24 protein-coding genes and 1 pseudogene are annotated in these 26,527 nt (G+C 39.7%); 10 read left to right on the top strand and 15 right to left on the bottom strand.

Annotated features, from left to right (window positions below):
* Positions 1 to 97: 97 nt before the first annotated feature.
* Positions 98 to 640, bottom strand: coding sequence for an endonuclease SmrB (smrB, locus tag G322_RS0103960; protein ID WP_022940515.1), 543 nt, complete (start codon positions 638 to 640; stop codon positions 98 to 100).
* Between the two features lie 54 nt (positions 641 to 694).
* Here smrB and prmB point away from each other — a divergent pair, with 54 nt between their 5' ends.
* A complete protein-coding gene (gene prmB, locus G322_RS0103955; protein ID WP_022940514.1) occupies positions 695 to 1,609 on the top strand; it encodes a 50S ribosomal protein L3 N(5)-glutamine methyltransferase in 915 nt (304 codons plus the stop codon).
* A 189-nt stretch (positions 1,610 to 1,798) separates the two neighbouring features.
* Complete coding sequence (aroC, locus tag G322_RS0103950) at positions 1,799 to 2,887, top strand: chorismate synthase (protein WP_022940513.1); 1,089 nt, start codon at positions 1,799 to 1,801, stop codon at positions 2,885 to 2,887.
* A gap of 197 nt (positions 2,888 to 3,084) precedes the next feature.
* Here aroC and G322_RS19875 read toward each other — a convergent pair.
* Positions 3,085 to 3,645: pseudogene (locus G322_RS19875) on the bottom strand (IS701 family transposase); the annotation flags it as partial.
* A 618-nt stretch (positions 3,646 to 4,263) separates the two neighbouring features.
* Positions 4,264 to 4,980: a two-component system response regulator ArcA gene (arcA, locus tag G322_RS0103940; protein WP_022940511.1), complete on the bottom strand. Its 717-nt coding sequence runs from the start codon at positions 4,978 to 4,980 to the stop codon at positions 4,264 to 4,266.
* Positions 4,981 to 5,539: 559 nt separating this feature from the next.
* On the opposite strand from arcA, the gene thrA reads away from it, so the two are divergent.
* The 5 genes from thrA (at position 5,540) to G322_RS0103910 (ending at position 12,155) form a co-directional block, all read left to right on the top strand.
* Positions 5,540 to 8,002, top strand: coding sequence for a bifunctional aspartate kinase/homoserine dehydrogenase I (gene thrA, locus G322_RS0103935; protein ID WP_022940510.1), 2,463 nt, complete (start codon positions 5,540 to 5,542; stop codon positions 8,000 to 8,002).
* Between the two features lie 99 nt (positions 8,003 to 8,101).
* The gene (gene thrB, locus G322_RS0103925) at positions 8,102 to 9,058 is read left to right on the top strand and encodes a homoserine kinase (RefSeq protein ID WP_022940508.1); all 957 of its coding nucleotides are present in this window, start codon (positions 8,102 to 8,104) and stop codon (positions 9,056 to 9,058) included.
* Positions 9,055 to 10,332 carry a threonine synthase gene (thrC, locus tag G322_RS0103920; RefSeq protein ID WP_022940507.1) on the top strand — a complete coding sequence of 426 codons (1,278 nt, stop codon included), beginning with the start codon at positions 9,055 to 9,057 and terminating at the stop codon, positions 10,330 to 10,332. The genes thrB and thrC overlap by 4 nt, the downstream gene beginning before the upstream one ends.
* A gap of 78 nt (positions 10,333 to 10,410) precedes the next feature.
* Complete coding sequence (tesB, locus tag G322_RS0103915; RefSeq protein ID WP_022940506.1) at positions 10,411 to 11,271, top strand: acyl-CoA thioesterase II; 861 nt, start codon at positions 10,411 to 10,413, stop codon at positions 11,269 to 11,271.
* Positions 11,272 to 11,651: 380 nt separating this feature from the next.
* Entirely contained in the window at positions 11,652 to 12,155 is a 504-nt protein-coding gene (locus G322_RS0103910; RefSeq protein ID WP_022940505.1) for a GNAT family N-acetyltransferase, read from the top strand.
* Between the two features lie 412 nt (positions 12,156 to 12,567).
* On the opposite strand, the gene ohrR is transcribed toward G322_RS0103910, so the two are convergent.
* Positions 12,568 to 13,017: a transcriptional regulator OhrR gene (gene ohrR, locus G322_RS0103905; RefSeq protein ID WP_022940504.1), complete on the bottom strand. Its 450-nt coding sequence runs from the start codon at positions 13,015 to 13,017 to the stop codon at positions 12,568 to 12,570.
* 162 nt (positions 13,018 to 13,179) lie between these two features.
* Between ohrR and ohr the strand changes: the two genes are divergently transcribed.
* Together ohr and G322_RS0103895 are read left to right on the top strand one after the other, a co-directional pair.
* Complete coding sequence (gene ohr, locus G322_RS0103900; RefSeq protein WP_022940503.1) at positions 13,180 to 13,602, top strand: organic hydroperoxide reductase Ohr; 423 nt, start codon at positions 13,180 to 13,182, stop codon at positions 13,600 to 13,602.
* Between the two features lie 171 nt (positions 13,603 to 13,773).
* Entirely contained in the window at positions 13,774 to 14,703 is a 930-nt protein-coding gene (locus tag G322_RS0103895) for an NADP-dependent oxidoreductase (RefSeq protein ID WP_022940502.1), read from the top strand.
* 258 nt (positions 14,704 to 14,961) lie between these two features.
* Here G322_RS0103895 and bcp read toward each other — a convergent pair whose 3' ends face one another.
* The 11 genes from bcp to ccoN all read right to left on the bottom strand — a co-directional run bounded on the left by bcp (position 14,962) and on the right by ccoN (position 24,973).
* Positions 14,962 to 15,426 carry a thioredoxin-dependent thiol peroxidase gene (bcp, locus tag G322_RS0103890; protein WP_022940501.1) on the bottom strand — a complete coding sequence of 155 codons (465 nt, stop codon included), beginning with the start codon at positions 15,424 to 15,426 and terminating at the stop codon, positions 14,962 to 14,964.
* Positions 15,427 to 15,610: 184 nt separating this feature from the next.
* On the bottom strand, positions 15,611 to 16,546 hold the full coding sequence (gene uspE, locus G322_RS0103885) for a universal stress protein UspE (protein WP_022940500.1): 936 nt from the start codon (positions 16,544 to 16,546) through the stop codon (positions 15,611 to 15,613).
* A gap of 121 nt (positions 16,547 to 16,667) precedes the next feature.
* Positions 16,668 to 17,411 carry a fumarate/nitrate reduction transcriptional regulator Fnr gene (locus tag G322_RS0103880; RefSeq protein ID WP_022940499.1) on the bottom strand — a complete coding sequence of 248 codons (744 nt, stop codon included), beginning with the start codon at positions 17,409 to 17,411 and terminating at the stop codon, positions 16,668 to 16,670.
* Between the two features lie 149 nt (positions 17,412 to 17,560).
* Positions 17,561 to 18,241: a sulfite exporter TauE/SafE family protein gene (locus G322_RS0103875; RefSeq protein ID WP_022940498.1), complete on the bottom strand. Its 681-nt coding sequence runs from the start codon at positions 18,239 to 18,241 to the stop codon at positions 17,561 to 17,563.
* Positions 18,231 to 18,428 (bottom strand): cbb3-type cytochrome oxidase assembly protein CcoS, encoded by a 198-nt coding sequence (gene ccoS / locus G322_RS0103870; RefSeq protein ID WP_022940497.1) that lies wholly within the window; start codon positions 18,426 to 18,428, stop codon positions 18,231 to 18,233. The genes G322_RS0103875 and ccoS overlap by 11 nt, the downstream gene beginning before the upstream one ends.
* A 217-nt stretch (positions 18,429 to 18,645) precedes the next feature.
* Entirely contained in the window at positions 18,646 to 21,027 is a 2,382-nt protein-coding gene (locus G322_RS0103865; RefSeq protein WP_022940496.1) for a heavy metal translocating P-type ATPase, read from the bottom strand.
* Entirely contained in the window at positions 21,027 to 21,500 is a 474-nt protein-coding gene (locus G322_RS0103860) for a FixH family protein (RefSeq protein ID WP_022940495.1), read from the bottom strand. The genes G322_RS0103865 and G322_RS0103860 overlap by 1 nt, the downstream gene beginning before the upstream one ends.
* Before the next feature lie 211 nt (positions 21,501 to 21,711).
* Positions 21,712 to 22,674: a cytochrome-c oxidase, cbb3-type subunit III gene (gene ccoP, locus G322_RS0103855; RefSeq protein ID WP_022940494.1), complete on the bottom strand. Its 963-nt coding sequence runs from the start codon at positions 22,672 to 22,674 to the stop codon at positions 21,712 to 21,714.
* On the bottom strand, positions 22,674 to 22,865 hold the full coding sequence (locus G322_RS0103850) for a CcoQ/FixQ family Cbb3-type cytochrome c oxidase assembly chaperone (RefSeq protein ID WP_022940493.1): 192 nt from the start codon (positions 22,863 to 22,865) through the stop codon (positions 22,674 to 22,676). The genes ccoP and G322_RS0103850 overlap by 1 nt, the downstream gene beginning before the upstream one ends.
* 68 nt (positions 22,866 to 22,933) lie before the next feature.
* Complete coding sequence (gene ccoO / locus G322_RS0103845; RefSeq protein ID WP_022940492.1) at positions 22,934 to 23,536, bottom strand: cytochrome-c oxidase, cbb3-type subunit II; 603 nt, start codon at positions 23,534 to 23,536, stop codon at positions 22,934 to 22,936.
* Positions 23,537 to 23,539: 3 nt separating this feature from the next.
* Positions 23,540 to 24,973: a cytochrome-c oxidase, cbb3-type subunit I gene (ccoN, locus tag G322_RS0103840; protein WP_022940491.1), complete on the bottom strand. Its 1,434-nt coding sequence runs from the start codon at positions 24,971 to 24,973 to the stop codon at positions 23,540 to 23,542.
* A 209-nt stretch (positions 24,974 to 25,182) separates the two neighbouring features.
* On the opposite strand from ccoN, the gene G322_RS0103835 reads away from it, so the two are divergent.
* Positions 25,183 to 25,647 (top strand): hypothetical protein, encoded by a 465-nt coding sequence (locus G322_RS0103835; protein ID WP_022940490.1) that lies wholly within the window; start codon positions 25,183 to 25,185, stop codon positions 25,645 to 25,647.
* The last annotated feature ends 880 nt before the right edge of the window (positions 25,648 to 26,527 follow it).

The raw sequence follows: 26,527 nt of genomic DNA, 5'->3' as shown, positions 1-26,527 counted from the left end.
GGTTATTTTTATCGGGAGAGTTTAACAGCTTATTCGCAAAAAAGAGTCCATTTAATAACGGAGTCAATAACAAAAGTGAAACTAACGCTTCACTTCATTATTCAAACTCTCTTTTCATCTGCCAGTCGGCGAGTTCTACTAATACCAATAACGCACCATGACCGCCAAATTCAAGAGGGGCTTGGTGAAAGGCTAAAATGTCAGGGTGCTGTGCAAGCCATAAAGGTACCTGTTTTTTAAGTACATAGGTGCCTACACCATGTAAAACACTGCAACAATATAATCCTTCTTTTTTACAACAGGCAAGTAATGCGCCTAATTCACGTTTTGCTTCTAACTGGTTTAAACCATGTAAATCAAGAATAATCTCTGGTGAAAAATCACCACGGCGAAGCTGTTTAAGCAGATACTTTTGCGCATCATCACGTTTGTAACGTACTGGCCCTTCGTCGCTCAGGTGCGGCTGGAAACCATCAGAGAAGTGCTCTGTTTCAAAATTGGCAGCCACTTTTTCTTGGACCATCTGCTTTTTCTTGATGTTTTTAGGGGCTAGTTTTATGGTATCCTGCGTTAACTTTTTAATACCCGAAAATTCTGCGCTAAATAGCGAAAAATCATCATCATTGTTTTTATCGGTCATGGTTTTTCCAACTCTCTATTTTGAAAACGCAGTTTAACTCAGTTGGAGAAAAAATTGGAATCGATTTTTCGTGAAGAAGCGGTTAGTGAACTGCTTACTATCCAAGATATATTACGTTTTGCGACCACCCAGTTTAATCAAGCGAACCTCTTTTATGGTCATGGTGCTGATAATGCGCTGGATGATGCACTACAACTTATTTTACCGTCATTAAGTTTACCGCTACACGGTGGTGCTGAAATGTTAACGGCACGTTTATTGCGCAGTGAGCGTGAGATGCTGGTGGACTTGATTGCAAAACGCATTGAACTGCGTATTCCTGTGGCTTATTTGACCAACACCGCATGGTTTGCAGGGCTTGAGTTTTACGTTGATGAGCGCACTTTAGTACCGCGCTCTCCGTTTGCTGAGCTGATTAACGATAGTTTTAAACCGTGGTTAACCACCAAACCAGAGCGTATTTTAGACCTTTGCACCGGCAGTGCGTGTATCGCAATTGCCTGTGCCTATGCGTTTCCCGATGCTTACGTAGATGCGGTGGATATCTCTGATGATGCGTTAGAAGTCGCTGAGATAAATATTCAGGGGCATGGTTTAGAGCAACAGGTGATCCCGATGCAGTCTGATCTTTTTTCTGGTATCGAAAATGAAAAATATGATCTGATTGTCTCAAATCCACCTTATGTTGATGATGAAGATATGGCAAACTTGCCAGAAGAGTTTAAACATGAGCCTGAGCTAGGGCTTGCCTGTGGTGTTGATGGCCTTGATTTAGTGCGTAAGATGTTAAACCAAGCGAAAGATATGCTTAACGACAATGGTTTATTGTTTGTTGAAGTGGGTAACTCACAGGTACATTTGCAAAGTGCTTATCCTGAAATCCCTTTTCAGTGGATTGAATTCAAATCAGGCGGGCATGGTGTATTTGTCCTCACTAAAGCACAGTTAGATAACATTAATATAAAATAGTATCGGGGACAGGACGTTAGTCCTGCTTGATTTTATGTGACTTAATCGTCATTTAGTCGCTATTTACAAAGAACAAAAGTATCTACTCAGCACCGCTTAAAATTTAAAGTGTTTTTATAAAAATAGAATGTAAATACTCAGGCTTAAATGGCAACGGCCTGAGCAGTTACGAATAAACAGGATAAAATTATGGCAGGAAGCAGCATTGGTCAACTTTTTAAAGTGACAACATTTGGTGAAAGCCACGGGGCAGCACTTGGTTGTATCGTTGATGGTATTCCCCCTAATCTTGAGATTTGCGAAGCAGATTTGCAACATGATTTAGACCGTCGTCGTCCGGGGCAATCTCGTTATACCACCATGCGCCAAGAGGGTGATAAGGTAAAAATTCTTTCAGGGGTTTTTGAAGGGAAAACAACAGGGTGCAGTATTGGTTTAATGATTGAAAATACCGACCAACGCTCAAAAGATTATTCAGAAATTAAAGACTTGTTCCGTCCGGGTCATGCGGATTACACCTACCATCAAAAATTTGGTCATCGTGATTACCGTGGTGGTGGCCGTGCATCTGCGCGTGAAACTGCGATGCGCGTGGCTGCAGGCGCTATTGCTAAAAAATACTTAAAAGAGTTATTGGGTGTTGAAATAAAAGGTTATTTAAGCCAATTAGGTGATATTACGCCTGATGTTATTGACTGGAATGAAGTCGAAAATAACCCCTTTTTCTTCCCTGATGCGAGTAAAATTCCTGCACTTGAAGATTATATGAAAGCATTAATCAAAGAGGGTAACTCTATCGGTGCTAAAGTGACCGTGGTTGCTTCAAATATTCCTGTTGGTTTGGGCGAGCCTGTTTTTGATCGCTTAGACGCTGAGCTGGCACACTCTTTAATGAGCATTAATGCCGTGAAAGGGGTGGAGTTTGGTGATGGTTTTGCCGTTGCGAAGCAAAAAGGCACAGAGCATCGTGATGAGATGACCCCTGAGGGTTTCTTATCAAATCATGCAGGTGGTATTTTAGGCGGTATCTCAACGGGGCAAGATATTATCGCCTCGATTGCGCTTAAACCCACCTCAAGCTTAACTATTCCCGGTCGCACTATTACCACCGATGGAAAAGCAACTGAGATGATAACCAAAGGTCGTCACGATCCTTGTGTTGGTATTCGCGCTGTGCCGATTGCAGAAGCGCAAATGGCCATCACCTTATTAGACCACCTACTTCGCCACCGCGCACAAAATCTACATGTGACTACTAATACGCCACATATTAAATAGCTTTTATACGCTCTCTAAACAATTTAGCAGCGCGTGTTTTATCTAATAAAATCCCACTATTGGGAATTGTTGTTTTCAATAGTGGGATTTATATATTAACCCCCTACCAATAAAAAATAGATAATAACTTCAAAATCAATTGGTTATGATTTTGTCTGTTTTGCTCTCATCAGTAAATAAAAATTTATTAACTGATGTTACGCAGTTGAGGCTTGCTCTAGGTGCAAAGCCTCAATTGCTACTTTTTGCGCTTTGATATAAAGTTTCATTTTCAAACTGAATGTCGTTAGCCCTTTTTTTATACTCAAGCACTCTAACTTTACCGTCGCTAGTAATGACATGAAAATAGGGTTGCTTTGCGTCTTTATTGTTTTTACTGGTGATTTTGCTAATGCAGTATTAGATTTTATGTTTTTATGTAAAACCTCAACTTTCCATCGTTTTTGATAGATCGTTTCTATGGCGTCTTTATCTAGCTCAACATCATTACTCATCAAATAGTATATCCCTTCACTGCCATCTTTGTTTTTAAAGGTCTGTCGATGTAAAACAACGGGAATATCTATTCCTTTTACCCAAGGAGTGTCTGACCAATCTAATGAATCAATGCGTTGAAAGCACCCTTGTAATTTATCTTCTTTGCTAAGTGCTATTAAGCGGTTGCTTTTTAATTTTTTTGTCGCGATCTCTGAGTATTGAATATCTTTTGTGATAAGTTTAAAAGCAAATGGAATAGCAAGCTCAGAGGAAATATATAACTGTACATCTTTCCCTTGTAACCTACCACCATCGGCCTTTACATACAATTTATATTGAATACCAAACTCAGAGGAAATATATAACTGTACATCTTTCCCTTGTAACCTACCACCATCGGCCTTTACATACAATTTATATTGAATACCAAACTCAGAGGAAATATATAACTGTACATCTTTCCCTTATAACCTACCACCATCGGTCTTTACAGCAGTAGAAACAATAAATTCTTTCAGTTGATTTAACTGTATTTCACTTAATTCTTTTCGCCTACCAGTATGTTTCTTTTCTTTTAGCCCTGAAATAGCGTCTGTTAGGTAACTTTGAATCCACCTATTAACACTTGTTCGACTTACTTTTAAGTATTAAGATATTTGAGTTCTATTTTTACCCTCAATAAAATGAGAGACAGCGAGCAAGCGAAGTCTTAACCTCGCATCCGATGTTGAATTAATAATTTTTGATAAATCTTGTCTCATATTTCACCACCTTTCAAAGAGTCGCCAATTAGATCATAAAATTAGTGAATTGGTATTACTCACATACAACGACTAAAGTGATATTCCACCCCCAAAAAAGGCGCTTTAAAGCGCCTTTTTAATGTCTCATCGTTAAGTTTAATCTAACTGACCACAGAAACGGTAACCTTCACCGTGAATGGTAGCGATGATCTCTGCCCCTTCTGGTATGCTTTCGAAGTGTTTACGGATACGTCGAATAGTGACATCTACAGTGCGATCGTGTGGTTTTAGTTCGCGTCCTGTCATCTTCATCAGCAACTCGGCACGGGTTTGAATTTTGCCCGGATGCTCGATGAAGTGTAACATTGCGCGGAATTCGCTGCGCGGTAGTTTAAACAATGAACCATCGGGGCTTATCAGTGAGCGACTATCTATCTCAAGTGTCCAACCATTAAATTTATAGTTTTCCACTTTTTTGCGAACCTCTTCAAAGTAGAGGTTGTCTTGCATGGTACGCGTTAAAAGATTACGTGTACGAATGGTCAGTTCACGTGGGTTGAATGGTTTAGTGATGTAATCATCTGCACCAATTTCAAGACCCAAAATTTTATCTACTTCATTATCGCGACCGGTTAAAAAGATCAGCGGGATATTCTGAATTTCACGCAGTTCACGTGCTAATAACAGGCCATTTTTACCCGGCAGGTTAATATCCATAATAATCAGGTTGATGGTGTTTTCGCTAATCACTGTGTTCATCTCGTTGCCATCATTGGCTTCAAAGACTTGGTAGCCTTCCGCTTCGAAAACACTTTTTAAGGTGTTACGTGTAACTAACTCATCTTCAACGATAAGTATGTTGGCTGTTGACATGGTGTACTCCTATTTTTTTGAATTCTTTGTTTCACTTTTTGAATGAACGTTAAAATCAACACGTAAGAAAGTAGCTTGGTGTTTGTGTTTTACTTTTAATTTATTAACGTTAAATTTATTAAACAATTTTTTTACATATAAAGCTGTTTTGTTGATGTAAATCGCACTGTTTTAAAGTGAATGTGGCATTTAACCAATAAATGCCCCTTTTTTAGCCCTGTCACTATAAATAGTTAACATTCAGATAACAACTAGATTGTTTATTGCGGGAGAAATTAGAGATTGTTCATTGATATGAATCAACCTGTTAATTTTATAGCATTATAATGAGTGAAATGTTTAACACTCCTAAAAGCTTTGCTACAATGACTTTCATTATTTTAACCATTAATAAGTTTATTTAAGATTATGTTTAAGCATCTATTTTATCAATTTAATCCTTTTTTAGCCGTGTTTTATAAACAATCGGCCAGCATCGTTAAATTAATGAGATAAATAACCTTTTAAAACCCGCGCCTATTTGCGGGTTTTTTTATACTAGAAAGCAGGAATCGTTCAAATGCGTGTACTTAAATTTGGTGGCACATCACTAGCTAATGCTCAACGTTTTAATCAGGTTGCCGATATTGTTATCAATAATCAGCAACAGTCTCAAATCGCTTTAGTTTTATCAGCCCCTGCAGGGGTGACTAATAACTTAGTTGCTGTGGTAGAAAAAACCAGTAACGGTTTATCAGCAGATAGTCATCTGTTTGATATTCAGCGTATTTTTTCTGAGCTGATTAAAGGACTAAAAAGTACTTACTCAGAGCTTGCTGACGACCTATTAAAAACGTTTTTCGAGCGTGAACTTGCTCATTTGACGGATCTGCTTGAAGGTGTGCGCTTGTTATCTCAGTGTCCTCCGAGCATTGAAGCACAAATATTAAGTAAAGGTGAGCTACTGAGCATCGCTTGTATGAAGCAGTTATTGATTGCCAAAGGACACAATGTTGAGGTGATAAAACCACAACAAAAATTAATGTCTAAAAAGGGCGGTTATCTTGAAGCACACATTGATATAGAAGCTTCACGTGCGCTGTTTGCAAAAGAGGGTCTTATTAAGAATGTTATCTACTTGATGCCGGGGTTTACCGCGGGGAATGCCAAGGGGGAAACATTAGTATTAGGACGCAATGGATCTGACTACTCTGCTGCCGTGCTGGCCGCTTGTTTAAACGCGAAATGTTGTGAAATTTGGACTGACGTAGATGGCGTTTATAGTTGCGATCCACGTTTAGTAAAAGATGCTAAATTATTAGACTCGTTAAGTTATGCAGAAGCGATGGAGCTTTCTTACTTTGGTGCAAAAGTATTACACCCTAAAACAATTGCGCCAATTGCCCAATATCATATTCCTTGTTTGATTAAAAACACTCACAATCCACAAGCACCGGGTACGTTGATTGGTGCTCAGCAAAGTAATGAGGAATTACAAGTGAAAGGGATCTCAGATCTTAAAAACTTGACTATGATCAGCATCTCGGGTGCGGGTATGAAAGGCATTGTTGGCATGGCTGGGCGCATTTTCAGTACTGTTTCGCGTGCAGGCGTTTCTATTATTTTAATCACTCAATCTTCATCTGAATATAGCTTAAGTTTTTGTATAAGTTCCCCCGACTGTGATAAAACAGTTGATGCATTACAAGAGGAGTTTAGCCTTGAGTTTGAAAATAACTTATTAGAGCCTATTGAACTGGTTAAAGAGCGAGCGATCATCTCATTAGTCGGTGATGGCATGGAAAAAGCGAAAGGGATAGCTGCTCGTTTCTTAACGGCTCTCACAGGAGCTTCAATCAATATTACCGCCATTGCACAGGGGTCATCTGAGCGTTCAATTTCGGTGGTCGTCTCTGAGAAAAAAGCACAAGAAGCGGTTATCGCTTGTCATCAAAAATTCTTTGCCAGTGTGCAATATATCGATATGTTCCTGATTGGCTGTGGTGGTGTGGGTGGTGCACTGGTAGATCAAGTTCACCGTCAGCAAGCCCGTTTAGCAGAGCGTAATATTCAAATTCGCGTCTGTGGTGTGGCGAATAGTCGTGTGATGTTGATGGATGCAAAAGGCATTGAACTTGATAATTGGCGCGATCTGTTAAAAGATGCAACGCATCCCTTATCACTGTCTAAAATGCAAGCGTTAGTGAATGATTCCCATATTATCAACCCTGTGATTGTGGATTGTACCAGCAACGATGCGATTGCTGCCCGTTATGTTGATTTCTTAGGGGCGGGTTTCCACGTGGTTACGGCTAACAAAAAAGCCAATACCAGCAGCATGGACTATTACCGTCAACTACGCTTAACCGCACTGATGAAACGTCGTAAATTCCTTTACGATACTAATGTCGGTGCCGGTCTACCTGTTATCGAAAACATGCAAAACCTGTTTAATGCGGGAGACCAACTGCTTAAATTTAACGGTATCTTATCGGGTTCACTGTCATTTATCTTTGGTAAACTCGATGAAGGCAAGTCATTTTCAGAAGTAACCACTGAAGCACGTAACATGGGCTTTACTGAGCCTGATCCTCGTGATGATTTAAGTGGCACAGATGTTGCTCGTAAGCTACTGATTTTAGCGCGTGAAGCCGGCATGGATATTTCATTAGAAGATGTTGAAATAGAGCAAGCACTGCCACCGGGCTTTGATGACACTGGCACACCTGATGAATTTATGGCGCGTTTGCCCGAAGCAGACGCTTATTTTAAAGCATTACAAGAAAAAGCGAACGAAAAGAATCAAGTATTACGTTACATCGGCAGTATTGTTGATGGAAAATGTAAATGTAGCATTCAGGCCGTTGATGCTGACGACCCGATGAATAAAGTAAAAGATGGCGAAAATGCATTAGCATTTTATAGCCAATATTATCAACCCATTCCATTAGTATTACGTGGTTATGGCGCAGGTACAGAAGTCACTGCGGCTGGCATATTTGCTGATGTGTTAAGAACACTGAATTGGAAACAGGAGTTTTAACCATGTATTTTGAATTGCTTGTTATTACAATACAGCTTAAACGTTTTTGTGCATTGAATATGCAACACAACGATCAAATTCAGAAACAGGAGTTTTAAAATGTCATTAGTCGTTTACGCACCTGCTTCAACAGCCAATGTAAGTGTTGGTTTTGATGTGTTAGGTGGCGCATTAACCCCTATTGATGGTCAGCAATTAGGTGATCGTGTACAGATTAGTGAAGGTAGCGAAGCCTTTACTTTTAGCTGTGTTGGCCGTTTTGCAGATAAACTGCCAAGCGATCCTAAAAAGAATATTGTCTTTGATTGTTATCTGGCGTTTAAAAATGCGTTACTGGCAACCGAGACAACACTGTTAAATGTGGATATTATTCTTGAGAAAAACTTGCCTGTGGGCAGTGGTTTAGGCTCAAGTTCAAGTTCTGTAGTGGCTGCATTAGAGGCGTTAAATGCACTGCATAAATACCCATTAGATAAAAATATCATGCTAGCAATGATGGGTGAGATGGAAGGTATTATCAGTGGCAGTGTACATTACGATAATGTTGCCCCCTGTTACCTAGGTGGCATGCAACTGATGATCAATGAAGGCGATATTATTAGTCAAAAAATCCCTTCATTCAAACAATGGTACTGGATCGTTGCTTATCCGGGTATTACTATCTCAACGGCTGCTGCACGTGATATTTTACCTGCGCAATATCGCCTCAGTGAAACGCTGACTTATGGTCGCCGTTTAGGGGCATTTGTACATGCTTGTCATAGCAATCAACCCGAGCTAGCATCAAAAATGCTTAAAGATGTGATTGCAGAGCCGTATCGTGCGCAACTTATTCCGGGCTTTAAAGAAGCGCGTTTATTTTCTGAGCAGTGTGGCGCAATGGCGATGGGTATTTCAGGATCTGGCCCCACTGTATTTGTAGTGATGACCGACCTTAAACAAGCAGAATTATTAAAACATTGGTTAACGGAAAATTTCCTTCAAAACGATGAAGGATTTTGTCATATCTGCCACCTTGATGAACAGGGTGCGCGCGTGTTAGGAACAGAACTATGAATTTATACAATATCAGCGACAACACTGAACAAGTAAACTTTCAACAAGCCGTTAAACAAGGCTTAGGGCGTAAACAGGGGCTGTTTTTTCCTGATAGCATCACGCCACTAACAAACATTGACTCACTGCTGAAAATGAATTTAGTTGATCGCTCAACGGAAATATTAGCGCATTTAATCGGTGATGAATTAACCAAAGAGACGATTCACAGTGTCGTAGTAAAGGCATTCACTTTTCCCGCGCCTGTTAAAAAAGTCACTAATAATATCAATGCATTAGAACTTTTTCACGGCCCTACATTGGCATTTAAAGACTTCGGTGGCCGTTTCATGGCGCAGTGTTTAGCCTCGTTTAAAGATGATGGTAAAATCACTATTTTAACAGCAACATCAGGTGATACAGGTGCTGCTGTTGCTCATGCTTTCTTTGAGATGGAAAACATCAATGTGGTGATCCTTTATCCAAAAGGTAAAATTAGCCCACTGCAAGAGAAACTGTTTTGTACATTAGGTAGCAATATCACCACCATTGCAATTGAAGGTACCTTTGATGATTGTCAGACAATGGTTAAGCAAGCCTTTGATGATGTAGAGCTTAAACAAGCCATCGGTCTAAACTCTGCAAACTCGATTAACATCAGTCGCTTACTTGCACAAATCTGTTACTACTTTGAAGCATTTTCACAGTTAGATGAAGCGCAACGTAAAGAATTAGTGGTTTCTGTGCCAAGTGGTAATTTTGGTGATTTAACCGCAGGGCTACTTGCTAAAGCATTGGGTTTACCGATTAAACGTTTTATTGCAGCAACCAATGAAAACGATACTGTACCGCGTTACTTAGCAGGTGAGGCTTGGACACCGAAAGCAACTATTCCTACACTTTCAAATTCAATGGATGTCAGTGCGCCAAATAACTGGCCACGTATTGAAGAGCTGTTTAAAGTGAAAGGCTGGTCTTTAAGTGAGTTAGGTTATGGTAAATTGAGTGATGCACAAACCAAAGAAGCGTTGCTTGAGTTAGATAAACTAGGTTATTTGTGTGAGCCTCATGGCGCAATTGCATACAGTGAATTAACCAAACAGCTTAAAGAGGGTGAAACCGGTCTGTTCCTTTGTACCGCGCATCCTGCTAAATTTAAAGAGAGCGTTGAAACTATTTTAGGGCGTGAAATTTTCATTCCAGAAGCGTTGGCTTCACGCGCTGATTTAGCACTGCTTTCTAAAGAGTTGCCCGTTGATTTCGCGCAAGTACGTGCTCTATTAATGGCACTATAATCGTTTGTTAATAGATAACTTTAATAAATAAAAAGGGCGTCTTGTACGCCTTTTTCTGTTTTTGAAAAGGGGCTCGAAATGGGTAAAGTATTAAATGATCTGTTAGATCAGCTCAGTTTAGAAAAGTTAGAAGAGAACCTGTTCCGTGGTCAGAGTCAAGATCTTGGGTTAGGATTGGTTTTTGGCGGTCAAGTAATGGGACAAGCTATTTCCGCTGCTAAAGAGACAGTAAAAGATGACCTGCGAGTACACTCTTTTCACTCTTATTTTTTACGCCCGGGTAAAACGGATCGGCCCATTGTTTATGATGTTGAACGTATTCGTGATGGTCGTAGCCTCTCTGCACGACGCATTAAAGCAATTCAAGATGGCAAAGCTATCTTCTATATGACCGCCTCATTTAAAGCGAAAGAGAAAGGTTTTGAACATCAAGATAAAATGCCCTATGCGCCTGAGCCAGAAGCATTAATCTCAGAACAAGATATGGCGCTTATTCATACTGATATGTTACCTGATCATATTCGTGATAAATTGGTCTGTGAAAAACCGATTGAGATGCGTCCTGTGACTTTTGTGCACCCTGTTGAGCCAGAAATTGAACCTGCAAAACGCTTAGTGTGGTTTAGAGCGAATGGGAAAATGCCGAATGATCTACGCATTCACCGCTATCTTTTAGCTTATGCTTCTGATTTTAATTTTTTACCAACGGCACTACAGCCTCACGGTGTCTCATTTTTAAGTCATAATATGCAAGTGGTAACCATTGATCATTCAATGTGGTTTCATCAAGATTTTCGTTTAGATGAGTGGTTATTATATGCCGTAGAAAGTACCGTCGCTTCCGATGGACGAGGGTTAGTACGTGGTCAGTTCTTTACCCGCGATGGCAAGTTGGTTGCTTCAACAATTCAAGAAGGACTGATTCGTAAGAAAAAATAGTGCATGAATCAAAGATGGATTAAATCTGTCTTTCATTTTTATCGTTGTTGCCCTTCACCTGAGTTCTGGTTAATGGGCACTTTTCTGGATATTATACCCATTGGATTAAGTATGTGATTTAATATTGCGCAGGAAAAATAGATTAGTTCAAGGCGCAAGTTGACGTAAAGGATTGTTCCCTTTACGAAACTTGCAACGATGAAATGATTTGTTTTAACCAGCAAGATTGATTAACTATTTATTCCAATTGGTATTAATCCATATAATGAACTTCTAACACCAGTGCTGAAATAGCCGTATTACTTATTTAGATTTAAGGTTAATTAAGCAAAATCCTTCATTCATGGTTCGTTTCTCGTCCACCCAAGGCAAAGTGTAATATGAATATTCGACAATGTTTGCAAAGTGATGCCTACGCCATTTGTGAGATATATAATTATTATGTTGAACAGTCGGTGGTCACATTTGACGAAAAGCGTATTTCTGAGTCCGATATGCGTCAGCGCATTAAATCTTACAGTAAAGATTATCCTTGGTTGGTGATAGAAAATGGAAAAGGTGTCGTTGTTGGTTATGCTTATGCGACAAAATGGGCTGAACGTTCGGCATATAAAAACACAGCTGAAATAACGGTTTACCTTCATCATTTAGCATCAGGAAAGGGGTACGGAACGTTGCTTTATAAAGCAATCTTAGCAAGATTAAAAGCATCAGGTTTTCATGTTGTCGTTGCTACTATTGCATTGCCAAATGAAGCAAGTATAAAGTTGCAAGAGTCATTTGGTTTTAGCAAAGTCGCGCATTTTAAAGAAGTTGGATGTAAGTTTGATCGTTGGATTGATGTTGGATATTGGCAAGTTAAATTAAAAGAGATAACGGAGTGATTAAATTATTAATGTTTACCTTATTTTAGTGCGTTTTTTTCTGCTGATAACATGAAGTATAATCACATTTTCAGTCTCTCTCGATTACGCTCAGGTCAAAAAAATAACGGTGACACAGTATCCGCAGGGGGATTGGTATTTTGATACGCAGTTACGCCACAATGATGAAGCCTGGGCCATTATGCTGATGGTGGTAAGTCGCGGACTTAAAGGGAAATGAACTTGGCAAGAGGGTACTTGCACATCCACATGATAACGAGCAACCTTTTATCCGCCGTTTGTGTCATATCAATCCCCCTCAAAACACGTCTAAAGTTATTGTGAGGGCTAAATGTAATCAGCACGGTTATTGTGCTCAGGAAGTTCACTCAACCTAAAGGGCGTGTTTTTTTTGTTAAAAGGTGACAGTGAATTAATTCATTGTGGCTAAATTTTTAAGTAAAAGGTCACAAGATAGCTTAAGGTTATTTAATTCTTCAAGGGTCATTTTCGATTTACAAAACATATCCGTCGGTACTTGTTCTGCTTTCTGACGTAACTTGCCTCCTGTCTCAGATAAGCTAATCACTCTCACGCGTTCGTCTTCTTTACAACGCGCACGAATAATCAGACCTTTACCTTCTAAGCGCTTCAATAAAGGCGTTAAGGTACCTGAATCTAAATGCACTTTGTTACCTAATGTTTTGACATTCATTGTTGAATCTTCCCATAACACCATCATTACGATGTATTGCAGGTAAGTTAAGTCCAATTTTTTGAGCAGAGGCTGATAGGCGCGACTCATTGCATTGGATGCACTGTATAAAGAAAAGCAGATCTGCTTGTCTAAAATAAGGTCTGATGTTGAAGTTGGCTTTGTCATACGTTGTGATCCCATGTTTTGATTGAGATGTTAATACATTGTGCACAATATACTTGCTTTACTCTAAAAACTCAATTACTATACAAAAATGAATTGTGCGCAATCTAATTGCTGGCAATCAAAATTACAAGGTTAATTGACCTGTCTTACAAGGAAATACTCATGACAACGTTATACACAACATCAGCAACAGCACTCGCAGGACGAAACGGACAAGTAAGCACTGACGATAACAAATTAAATGTTGCACTAAGTTACCCAAAAGAGATGGGGGGGACGGGTGAAGCAACTAATCCTGAGCAATTATTTGCTGCAGGTTACGCGGCTTGCTTTTCAAATGCTATTTTACATGTTGCAGCTGAAACTAAAGTAGCCATAAAATCTGCACCTACAACTGCAACGGTCGGTATTGGGGCAAATGAAGCGGGTGGTTTTGTGTTAACCGTCTCGTTATCAATTGAACTTAAATTAGATCAACAAGCCGCCTCTGAGCTAGTAAAAATGGCACACCAGGTCTGCCCCTACTCAAATGCAGTCCGTGGTAATATTGATGTAAAATTAATGGTTAACGGTGTTGCATTGTAATAGCAATGATTAAATATGTGATCTATATTTTACGCAGTAAAATTGATTCGCTATTTCTTCAGATTGGTACAACGTCGCTAACGAGAATTATCTGCATGGAGCCCGTTATGGCACTATGCTTATTAAACTAAAAAATAAAAATATAAATCAGACTCTAAAAAGGAATAAATCATGCGCGCAGTTCAAATAAAGCAATATGGTGGCACTGAAACACTACAGTTAGTTCAAATTGATACACCTAAAATCAATGCTGACGATCTTTTAATTCAAGTAAAATCAGCCGCGATTAATCCCGTTGATTGGAAAATTCGCGAAGGATATTTACAAGAGTTTATTCCTTATACTTTACCGGTTACTTTGGGCTGGGATGTTGCGGGTATCGTGATTGAAATCGGCGCAGAGGTGAGTGATTTTAAAGTGGGTGACGAAGTGTTTAGTCGTCCCGATATTAGCCGTAACGGTAGCTACGCAGACTTTATTGCCGTAAAAGCCAATGAAGCAGTGTTAAAGTCAACGAAATTAGATTTCGCACAAGCCGCTGCCTTACCATTAGCGGGCATTACTGCTTGGCAATGCCTTGTTGATGTTGGTCAATTACAAGCAGGCCAACGTGTATTAATTCATGCCGGGGCGGGTGGTGTTGGTCATTTGGCGATTCAAATTGCTAAAGCAAAAGGAGCAATTGTAATTGCAACAGCATCGGCGAGTAACCAAGCATTATTAACGCAATTAGGCGCTGACCAAGCGGTTGATTATACTAAAGCACCACTAAGTGAGCAGATTGAAGCGGTTGATTTGGTGATCGATACGATGGGGGGCACTGTGCAAGATGACTCTTGGGCTTTACTGAAAAAAGGGGGGATGTTAGTTTCAGTTACTCAGCCACCAAGTGAAGAAACAGCGAAAGAGTTTGGCGTGACGGGCGTGTTTGTCTTTATTGAACCCAGTAGCCGTATTTTAGGTGAATTAAATGCCTTGGTTGAAGCGGATAAGCTAACACCCCTTATTGAACATCGTTTTTCACTTGAACAAATCGTTGAAGCACACCAGCAAAGTCAGTCGGGTCACACACGCGGTAAAATTGTGATTGAAGTCAGTTAGATATATTTGTCGTTAACTTATCTCTGGCTCCGCCGGAGGTAAGTTAACGATAGAGTTTCAACATCGGGATCTATTTAAGTGAGTTGACTGTAAAAAGGGATGGAAATAAAAATATTTTTGATTACTACCTTTGTTCAGGCTGCTTCAACGGGGGTCCTTGCAGAGATGGAATTATTAAGCTTGCAAAAGTAAATCGTTCAATAATTTTTTATAAATCATCAAACGATGACAGGTGCTCTTTGCAATCAAAGTGATAAATTAGCCTTGTAAGTAAGCTAAGACAACTTGATGGTGGTCTTTAGTTTTAAACTTATCAAAAACGTGTTCAATTAGGCCATTTTCATCAATTAAAAAGCTAATACGATGAATTCCATCGTAAGTTTTACCCATAAATTTTTTCTCTCCCCACACGCCAAATGCATCGGCAATAACATGATCTTCATCACTGAGCAATGCAAAGTTAAGCTCTTTTTTTAATACAAAGTTAGCTAACTTTTTAACGGGATCTGGGCTAATACCCAACACCACCGTATTGTGTTCTGCAAGTTCACTTTTGCTGTCACGCAGGCCACAAGCTTGATTGATACAACCCGGGGTCATCGCGCGTGGGTAGAAGTAAATTAATGTTTTTTTCCCCGCAAAATCTGTCAGTGAAACATTGTTGTCTTGGTCGTCTTTTAGGGTGAAAAGTGGTGCTTTATCACCAGTAACTAATCTGTTCATTTTATTGATATACCTTTTTATGTTGTTATTCGGCACCTTTTGATATTTACGGTGCTTTTAAATTGTAATTGCTTTGGGCTAAGCCATTTATGCTTAGTTCAAGGCGGGAAAGCGCAGTTTAGTGGTTTAAATGAGCATTTTCCAACGATGAAATAGGCTTAAATGGCAACGGCCAGAGTAGTTACTAGAGAGTAATAGGGCTTATAAAGCCTGTGGGTTTTAATGCTAATAGGTCGCAATCTAGCTGGTCAATCACCTGCTCTGCGGTGTGTCCAAGCAGTGTGGCTGTTAGTCCTGAACGGCCTACTGTGCCAAGAATAACCAGTTGTGCATCTATTTCTGTCGCAACGGTGCTGATCACATCTTCAGGTAACCCTTGCACAAGGTGTATTTCATTTTCTGCTATTTGGTTTTTTTGTGCATATTCTTGTAGTGATTTTTGGTGGAATTTTTTTAAGCCATCTTCATAGTTGATGGGATCAAATTCTGGTAGTTCCAGCATAATGTTCATGGGTGGACTTGGGTAAGCGTTAACAATATGGGTCTTGGCATTAATGATCGTTGCCATCGCTTTTGCTTCATTAAGGATTTGTTGATTAAGCAGGTGATGCTCTTCATCTTGCATACTTTTACAATCAATGGCGCAGAGAATATTACCGTTTTCAGGCCAGTTATGATGTTTAACAAGTAGCAGTGGCACAGGGCATTTACGCAGTAAATTCCAATCTGTTGGGGTGAAGAAAATAGCACTCAATTTTGAATGTGGGTGGGTCGCTTTCACCACTAAATCGTGATTATTTTTTAATACTTCAATAATAGCTGCTTGGAAAGGGCGATTATGCCAAATTACACGGCTATTAATAGTAACGCCTTGTTCTTGATAAGGAACGGCTAATGCGTCTAACCATGCTTGGTTTTCTTTGATAACAATGCGTTGCATTGCTTGTCGCTCATCAGAGGAACTTAATGAGGTCATCTCATAACTTAAATCGTAACAACAGAGAAACAATGTGATGGTTGAGCCTTGTTGTTTTTTGGCTATTTCAGTGGCACGTGCTAGTGCGGGTTGTGATTCTTGGGTTGGATCGATAAAGACTAAAATATTTTGATATTTAAGCATAATCTGCCCTTAATATAACGAAGGATGATACTTATAATTTAGTTGAGATGGGGAGAAATAGGTAGCCTTTTTAAGATTAAAAAGGCTATTTTGTACGTTTTTTTTAGTTTTTGTTAACTGTTTAGCCTTTTTTCTTGGCACCCGCCAATTCAGCAAGCTGATCTTCATCTAAGATACTGATGTATTTGCCTTTTACTGCGATCATTTCACTCTTTTGGAAGCGGCCTAATAAACGACTAATGGTCTCTACGGTTAAGCCAAGGTAGTTACCGATATCACCACGTGTCATTGATAAACGAAATTCGCGCGGAGAGAAACCACGTGCTGCAAAACGAGTAGAGAGGTTATGGATAAATGATGCTAAGCGCTCTTCTGCATTCTTTTTAGAAAGCAGTAGGATCATATTTTGGTCACCCACAATCTCTGCGCTCATGAGGCGTAAAATTTGCTGTCTTAATTTAGGCATACTGGTTGAAAGGTTATCAAGGGTATCGTAAGGGATCTCACAAATCATTGCGGTTTCAAGCGCTTGTGCAAAGCTTGGATGTGTACCCGTGCTGATACCATCAAATCCCACTAAGTCTCCCGCAAGGTGGAATGCAGTGATTTGCTCATCACCTTGTTCAGTGATGGTATAAGATTTGAGTGTGCCAGAGCGAATTGCATATAAACATTTCATCTCTTGGCCCGCTTTAAAGATTTCTTGGCCTTTTTGAATCGGTTTTTTACGTTCAATAATATTGTCTAAACGGTCTAGTTCAGTTTCATTGAGCGAGTAGGGGATACATAACTGACTGATACTACAGTCTTGGCATCGAATAGCGCAACTACCACTTTGAACGCGACCTGTATTACTTTTTTCCATAGCTCTCTACTTATTCCGACTTTCAATTCTTGATTTATATCAAGTTTAACACTATTTGCAGAGGCTTTGAACCACTAACAAAAACTTACTGCTAGTCAGGTAAAGTTAAACTAAGAAAGTGTGTGCTACGTTGCTTTGTTGCTATTTTGTTAACTGAGTTGTTGTATTGCAACATAGAAAGTATGTACCGCAAAAATGGTTAATAATAGACCACTCCCGTAACGGAAATAACGATGATTAAGAGTGAATTTTAACTGCTGTGTTAATGAGCCAACCGTCAGCATTGCAGGGAGAGTTCCCAGCCCAAAAGCAAGCATTATTAGTGCGCCATTACTTGCACTACCGCTGCTTGCTGCCCAAGAGAGCGTTGAATAGACTAATCCGCAGGGTAACCATCCCCATAAAAAACCCAGCGGAAATGCAAGGGAGGGGTGTTTGAGAGGTAAAAAATATTGTGCAATCGGTTTGATAAATTGCCAAATAAATTGTCCCATTTTTTCTAGCGCTAATAAACCAAACCATAAACGTGAAATATAAAGTGCGAGAAACAACATTAAAATAGCCGCAACAATACGTAGGTAAATGAGCGCTTCTTTGCCACCAAAGAAAATAATCAGTGCGCTACTACTGCCTGCAAAAATGGCACCTGCAAGTGAGTAACTACTTACTCTTCCTAAATTGTAGAGTAATAGTGAGGTATAAGAAGACAGTTTGCTCTGGTTTTGGTCGTTTGAAAAGGTGATGGCGCTGGCGATGCCTGAGCACATGCCTAAACAGTGACCTGCACCTAATAATCCAATGAACAGTGCCGCGATAAAATCATTTATCATCGGTGTTTTCTTTTTTAATTTCTTGTTTTTTTTCTTTGTTAGCTGGGACATCTTCATCAAAGAGGATATTAATACCCTCTCTGTCTAAATCTTCATATTGATCAGATTTCACGGCCCAAAAAAACACCCATACTGCAATGCTAACAAACAACATCGCAATAGGGATTAATACATAGATAATACTCATTTTTATCCTTTATTTAAGGTAACTATTCAGGTCGTTGCTATTGAAGGTATGTTCAAGTTAAGGCTTCCGTTATCTGCCGATAACGGTGTTGAAAAGACTTATTTAAACCACTAAACTGCGCTTTTTTGCCCTGAACTAGACATAAATGGTTTAGCCCTGAGCATTTACGTTCTATTTTTATAAAACACCTTAAACTTTAGAAGGTGTTGAGTCGTTGTTATTTAAGCAACCTTAATGAGTTACTGACCACAATCAGTGAACTAAATGACATGCCAATTACGGCAATGTAAGGGGGGACATGACCTGTGATTGCCAATGGAACAATAATCAAGTTATAACCAATTGCCCAGCCTAAATTCTCTTTGATGATCAGGGTGGTTTTTTGCGCGGTGTCACGCAATATACTGAGTTTATTAAGATCTTCTCCCAACAGGATAACATCCGCACTATTTTTAGCGATATCGGTGCCACTGGCAAGTGCCACTGAAACATGCGCGCCAGCAAGAACAGGCGCATCATTAATACCATCACCGACCATTAACACGTGTTGTGATTGCTGCAGTGTTTGTAACTGTTGTAATTTACCTTCAGGTGTTATCCCTTTGATAACATTATCTATTTTGAGGATTTCTGCAACCTCTTCACTTTTTGCTGAGATATCACCCGTTAATAGGGTGGTTTTAATGTTGTTGTCTCGGCAATATTGAATGATGATTTTTGCGCTCTCTCGCAGTGTATCACCCAGCTCAAAGGTGGCGATAAGTTTATCTGCTAATGTTAAATAAATAACTAACTCTTTGCTTTTAATCGTTTTATCTATTTTACAAAATTGCGCGTGACCCAGTTTTAATGCTTTTCCGTGGTAACTGGCTTGTAAACCTTGTCCGGGCTGATTAATCACATCGGTTAATTGCACACTCTCTTTTTGTTGTTGATGAAAAGCGAGTGAAATAGGGTGCTCTGATACTTTTTCGAGTTGTGATGCGAGATCGATACACATTTGCTTTGAAAAATCACTATAAACGCTTGTGTTTAACAGAACAAAATTACCGTGGGTTAATGTGCCTGTTTTATCAAATACCATATGATTGATTTTATTGAGTGTTTCTAACACATGGTGCTGTTTAATTAATATACCCTGTTTATTAAGCTGTGCGGTGGCACAGGTAAGTGCGGTGGGTGTTGCCAATGAAAGGGCGCAAGGACAAGTAGCCACTAATACTGAGAGGGTTATCCAAAAGGCTTGGGAAGGGTCGATAAAGTACCAGCCGATATAAGTACACAGTGCGGTTATAAGCAGTGCGCCGACAAAGTAACGCGAAACCAGATCTGCAACCACTTCAATGCGCGGTTTGTTTAATTGTGCGCTATCTTGCAGATGAATAATGTCTGAGATTAAACTGTTTTGTGGTAATTTTGTCACTTCAATGGTCAGAGGGCTAGTAATGTTTACTGTGCCTGCAAATACGGGACTATTTTTCTTTTTATGAACAGGCAAATGTTCACCGGTCAACATCGATTCTTCAATGTGACTGATACCGGTTAAAATCGTGCCATCAATAGGAATCGTTTCCCCTGCTTTAACAAGAATAACTTGCCCCACTTTAAGCGTTTTTGCGGGGATTAAAGAGGCTTTATCTTGTTCGATTAACGTTGCCATTGAAGGTAATAAACGCAATAGGTTACTACTAGTTTCAGAGGCTTTTCGACGTGCGCGCAACTCTAATAATCGACCCAGTAATAACAAAAAGGTAAACATAGAAATAGCTTCAAAATAGACCTCGCCAGTGCCCATTATGGTTGCATACGCAGAAGCGCAGTAAGCCCCAAGCAGTGCGATGGAAACTGGAATATCCATGCCTAAGGTTCTATTACGGAGATTACGCCATGCATTGATATAAAAGGGTTGCGCACTGTAAAGTAAAACGGGCGTGGCTAAAATAAAACTTACCCAGCGGAAATAGTGAATAAATTCCTCCTCCATCCCTGAGAAAAAATCAGAGTAGAGGGCAATAGCAAACATCATCACTTGCATGGTGACAAGACCTGCTAATCCTAAACGGCGTAAATAGGCTTTAGCCTGCTGGGTATACAAAGCCTCTTGTTGACTAACTTGAAAAGGGTAAGCTTTGTAGCCCACTTTTTGAATTTCAGTTAAAATGCGACTGAGTTTGAGTGTATCTTTCTGCCAACGGATAACAACACGGTGCAGGGTGGTATTTACGTTGATGAATTGCAGTCCAACTAATTGACGCAATTGTTTTTCAATCAGCCATGCACATGCTGCACAGGTGATGCCTTCAACGGTGAGGGTAATTTCATTGAAATCGGCATCTTGCTTGACAAACTCTTCTTGGATCTGCTCGATATCATAATGCGCTAACTGGTTTAACTGCTCTGGGACAAGAGTGCTGCCTTTTTCTGCAGTTTCACTGCGGTGATCGTAATAGGAGGTTAAGCCACTATCAACAATCGTTTGCGCTACCGCTTGGCAGCCCGGGCAGCACATCTGTTTGTCTTCATCTTTAATATTAACAGTGAAGTTTGTTCCACTTGGATTCGGCTCGCCACAGTGGAAGCAGTCATGACTGTTGTTCATTATAGATTAATAGTTGCAGTCGGTAGGTTCACTGTTTTTTGTAAACGCCAACTTTTATCAAAGGGCTCAATGCGTAATTTCCACTTTCCCGTTAAATCCTGATCACTTTCAAAATGATAGCGTCCACTGGCATCTGCGGTTAGCATTTGTGTTATATCGCGCTTGGCAAGGGTGGCATGGTATAAAGAGAATGAGATAGAGCTTTTATCTGCAACACCTTGTAGATCAATCAGTAACTCTTTATTGTGTTGTGTGATGCTTGCACTGATATTTTGTTTTTTAGCCTCTTTAAGCAAAGCAAAATCATTGTTGATGGCTTTGCCTTTGGCGTAATAATCATCAACCACCATGTCGGGTTTATTATCCACGGCGGTAATAAATAGGTTGATTGAACCTACCACGGCAACCATTGGTAAAGCGATTAAAAACCATGGCCAAAATTGTTTAAACCAACTTTTTTTATTATCTGTCATGCTGACCCTAAATAGGTAGTAAGTGGGAAGGTGAATTTATCATCTTAAGTTGTTTTTTGCCATAAAAAAGCCTCTAAGGATCGGCTTCAAAATTACTTGCGCTTTTGTTTTCAAAATAACCAGTCATTTCAGGCTTTTTGAAAATAATTTAGCGCAAGTTATTATGTAACGATTCCTAAATGAGGCTTTTTATGTCCCGGTATGGTTTTGTTTATTTTGTCATCGAAAGAGAATAAACAAAGGCACTAATTAGGTGAACTTTATCTTCGCCTAATACTTTAGACCAAGCTGGCATAACACCGTTGCGACCGTTAGCAATGGTATCTTCAACCGCTTTACGTGAGCCACCGTATAACCATCTTTTATCGGTTAAGTTCGGTGCGCCTAATGCGTGCATTCCTTTACCATCTGCGCCATGACAAGCAGCACAAATTGCAAATTTTTCTTTACCCGCTTGTGCTTCAATTTCATTGACACGACGACCACTGAGTTTAAGTACGTAGCTTGCTACCTCTCTAACACCTTGATCTCCGCCTAATACATCTTTCCAAGCGGGCATCACACCTTGACGACCATGCATAATACTGGTTTTAATGGTTTCTGCTTCACCGCCGTATAACCAGTCATTATCTGCAAGGTTAGGGAAACCTGTACTACCACGCGCATCTGAGCCGTGACACTGAGCACAGTTTTGTAAAAACAGGCGTTGACCTACTTTTACCGCTTCCGTGTCTTTAGCAATCAGCGATAAATCTTTGTAAGCACCAGACTCATCATAAGCAAGTTGTTTAAATACAGCGCCATATTTTTCTTCGGCTGCATTCATTTCACGCTGATACTGTGATTGTGATGTTTTCGCAAGCTCCGCTGACTCTGCAGGGTTCATGACCCCTTTTTCTGCACTGGTCCAATCTAATAAACCGTTATAATTTGCAGTATACGTTGGAAAGGCGATACTGTAGATCATGGCAATGACGATGGTAAACCAGAAGAGCGCTACCCACCATTTTGGTAGCGGATTATTTAGTTCTTGGATGCCATCAAACGAATGTGGCATCGGTTCACCTTCAGGCACTCCCGTGTAGTTTTTGGAGGTGATTCGTAATAAAACGCCACAACCAATAACAACAATTAACGTAATGACTGAGATCCATAGTGTCCAAAATAGGCTCATTATTTTTTAACTCCTGACTGTTTGTTCTCTGCCTTCTGATTTTTCGATAAGTTTTGAGGCTCATCAAAAATCGAATTGGCGATATTATCAAACGATTTTTTTTGTTTTTTACTGTATGCCCATAAAATCAACGCAACGAAGATAATAATTAGGAACAGTGTGTATAGTCCATTGAACGTTTGAAACTCCATTAAAGCCTCCAGTAGTTAGTCTCAATAACGCCTTCTTTAATTGCCGTAGGCGTTATTGATGGGTGTTATTATCTAAATGCGTGACCTAGTGATTGTAAGTAAGCAATCAGAGCTTGCATCTCTGTTTTTCCTTCAACAGCCGCTTTTGCGCCTGCAATATCTTCATCTGTGTAAGGCACACCGAAGTTATTACGGAAAATCTCAAGCTTACGTTGCGTATCTTCACCTGTTAACACATTGTCCATTAACCACGGGAAACCGGGCATATTTGATTGTGGCACCACATCACGTGCATTAATCAAGTGAACTTCATGCCAAGCATCAGAATAACGTTGACCAACACGTGCCAAATCAGGGCCAGTACGTTTAGAACCCCATAAAAATGGATGTTCCCAAACACCTTCACCCGCCACACTGTAGTGACCATAACGTTCAGTCTCTGCGCGGAAAGGGCGGATCATTTGACTGTGGCAAACGTGACAACCTTCTTTGATGTAGATATCTCGACCTTCCATCTCAAGGGCTGTGTAAGGGACGAGTGTATCGACCGGTACGGTTGTCTCATCTTGGAACATGAGTGGGGTTATTTGTGCTAAACCACCAAAGCTAATTGCAATGATGATAAAAATAGCTAATAAACCGACGTTTTTTTCAATAAAATCATATTTCATAAATTACTCCCCAAGCTCTTGAGGGTTGATTGAACCATCTTCCGCTGTCACTGTTTTATATGTATTGTAAGCCATAATAAACATACCCGATAAGAACACTATTCCCCCTAATAAACGGATGGTATAGAATGGATACGATTTCTCTAAGGATTCAACAAATGTGTAGGTTAATGTGCCATCGGCATTGACCGCTCTCCACATCAGACCTTGCATAACACCAGAGGTCCACATCGCCACGATATATAACACTGTACCGATGGTTGCCATCCAGAAATGCAGGTTAATCAGTGCAACACTGTACATACCTCGTTGGTTAAATAGGCGCGGTACTAAATGGTAAATTGAACCAATAGTGATCATCGCTACCCAACCGAGTGCACCAGAATGTACATGACCAATAGTCCAATCAGTATAGTGTGAAAGTGCGTTAACGGTTTTAATGGCCATCATCGGTCCTTCAAAGGTAGACATACCGTAGAAAGAGAGTGAAACCACCAAGAAACGCAGAATAGGATCGGTACGCAGTTTATGCCAAGCACCAGAAAGGGTCATGATACCGTTGATCATGCCACCCCAAGAAGGAGCAAATAGGATAAGCGACATTACCATGCCTAACGATTGCGCCCAATCAGGCAGTGCTGTGTAATGAAGGTGATGTGGACCTGCCCAAATATAAACGGCAATCAGTGACCAGAAATGGATAATGGATAAGCGATAAGAGTAAACGGGACGATTTGCTTGTTTAGGCACGAAGTAATACATCATTCCTAAAAAGCCCGCCGTCAATAGGAAACCCACGGCATTGTGCCCATACCACCACTGTACCATTGCATCAACAGCACCCGCATAGATAGAATAAGATTTCATGCTGCCCAGCGAAACAGGAATCGCTAAGCTGTTAACAATGTGTAAAACTGCAACGGTTAAGATAAATGCACCAAAGAACCAGTTTGCTACATAGATATGTGATGTTTTACGAATGGCAAGTGTACCAAAAAATAAAATCGCGTAAAGTACCCATACAATGGTAAGCAGTATATCAATTGGCCACTCTAACTCGGCGTACTCTTTTGAGGTTGTGTAACCAAGCGGTAAGCTGATGACTGCAGAGATGATAACCAGTTGCCAGCCCCAGAAAACAAAGGAAGCCAGCGGGCCACCATACAGTTTTGTTTGGCAAGTACGTTGCACCACATATAAAGAGGTGGCCATCAGTGCTGATACGCCAAATGCAAAAATAACTGCATTTGTATGTAGTGGGCGTAAGCGACTGTAAGTTAACCAAGGTGTGTCGAAATTTAACGCTGGCCAAATAAGTTGGGCTGCGATAAGCACCCCGACACTCATGCCAATAATACCCCAAAATATGGTGGTAAGTGTAAACTGACGGACAACTTTCATGTTGTAGTCAGGTTGAATTGTCGTTGCGGTTGTCATTGTTGTGATTCCATGCGTGTTTTTATAATGTACGCCAGACATGGCGTAATATAAGTAATTAAATAAAACTATTTTAAACACAGCTTCATTTGTGCGGAAGTGTACGCGATAATAGAAAAGATGAATAGATTTGCATTGATAATTTGTTAACAAAATACTCTTTTATGTTAATAAATGCGCGGTAACCACTATTTTTACAAGGAATTGAAATGTTAACAAAAAGTCGAGTTGTTCAATTATTGCTCATGTTGTTAGTTTTAATGGCACTTTTTTTTTGGAGAACCTTCGATACCCCCCCACAAGAGGCTTTCCATGAAAAGGGGAAAGTAAGTTTAGTACGCTGTGATTACGTAGAAGCGTGTGAATTTATGACCGATCAGGGGGCTTTTTTCCTAACTATTAAAAATCACCCCATTAAAGCAGAAGAGTGGATAAATTTTGAACTGAGTTCACCGATAAAAAATATTCAGATTGAAAATGCTAAAATTGTGGGGAAAACCATGTTTATGGGCAGGATTCCAGTCACATTCAAAAAAACATCAGAACAGCACTTTAGTGCAAAAAGCTTAGTGGGTGCTTGTACAACGCCTAAGATGGCTTGGGAATTACAGATAGCGATTTCAGTGGGCGATAAAAGCAAACTGTTAATGTTTGATTTTATGGTAGAAAGGTAGTTATAACAATTGGATGTAAGTATGAGATCTTATATTGCGCAGGAAAAATAGAGTAGTTCAAGATGCAAGTTGACGCCTTTCGAGAGATTAACGTCGTTAATTCTCCCCTTTCGGTAGAATTAAAATAAAGACTTTAATTCTTTTATGGTTGTTCCCTTTACGAAACTTGCCACAATGAAAAATTTATTTTAACCAGCAAGATTGATCTGCCATTTATTTCTTATTTGTATTATAGGTGATAATTGTTTTATGTATTTAAGTCATGCCATATATAAGATTACCTGAAAGCAACCCCGCTAATATTGCAAACAAAGTGCAATGGAATACGATGTTTTACAGCAGATAGCAACAGTTCAAGTTGACGTTGAAACTGAAGAATAATAACAATACCTTCGCCAAAATGGAAACTAACCCATTTTGACGAACTTTTTACTTGTAAGTGGTTGATTTGTACTGGTATGGAATTCCATTTTAAACTTAAATCAAAATTGGCGAAGGTATTGAATAACCGTTATATTTTTTAATCACGTCGAGCAAGGTCGATACAGAGATATTTTATGAAATGGATATGATGAAGAAAAAGTCGCACCGGGTGCGTAATAATACCAATTACATTAAGTATGTGATCTAAATTTTGCGCAGGAAAAATAGCTAAATTTAAGGCGTAAGTTGACGTAAATGGTTGTTCCCTTTGCAAAACTTACAACGCAGAAGTGAGTTATTTTAACCAGTAAAATAGATTAGCTATTTACTGTAATTGGTATAACTCTATCGCCTCCTCTAAAAAACGGAGAAATCCAGTTAAGTTGCCTACATCTAAAAGTTTACAAATATACATGCCGACGCAAAAACAGTTTATTTTCTTTTCTTCTTTTAGAAA

The sequence above is a fragment of the Psychromonas hadalis ATCC BAA-638 genome, assembly GCF_000420245.1.
In the GTDB taxonomy this organism is placed as follows: Bacteria; Pseudomonadota; Gammaproteobacteria; order Enterobacterales; family Psychromonadaceae; genus Psychromonas; species Psychromonas hadalis.
The sequence above is the reverse complement of the archived record's forward strand: the minus strand, read 5'-3'. Positions and strand labels throughout refer to the sequence as shown.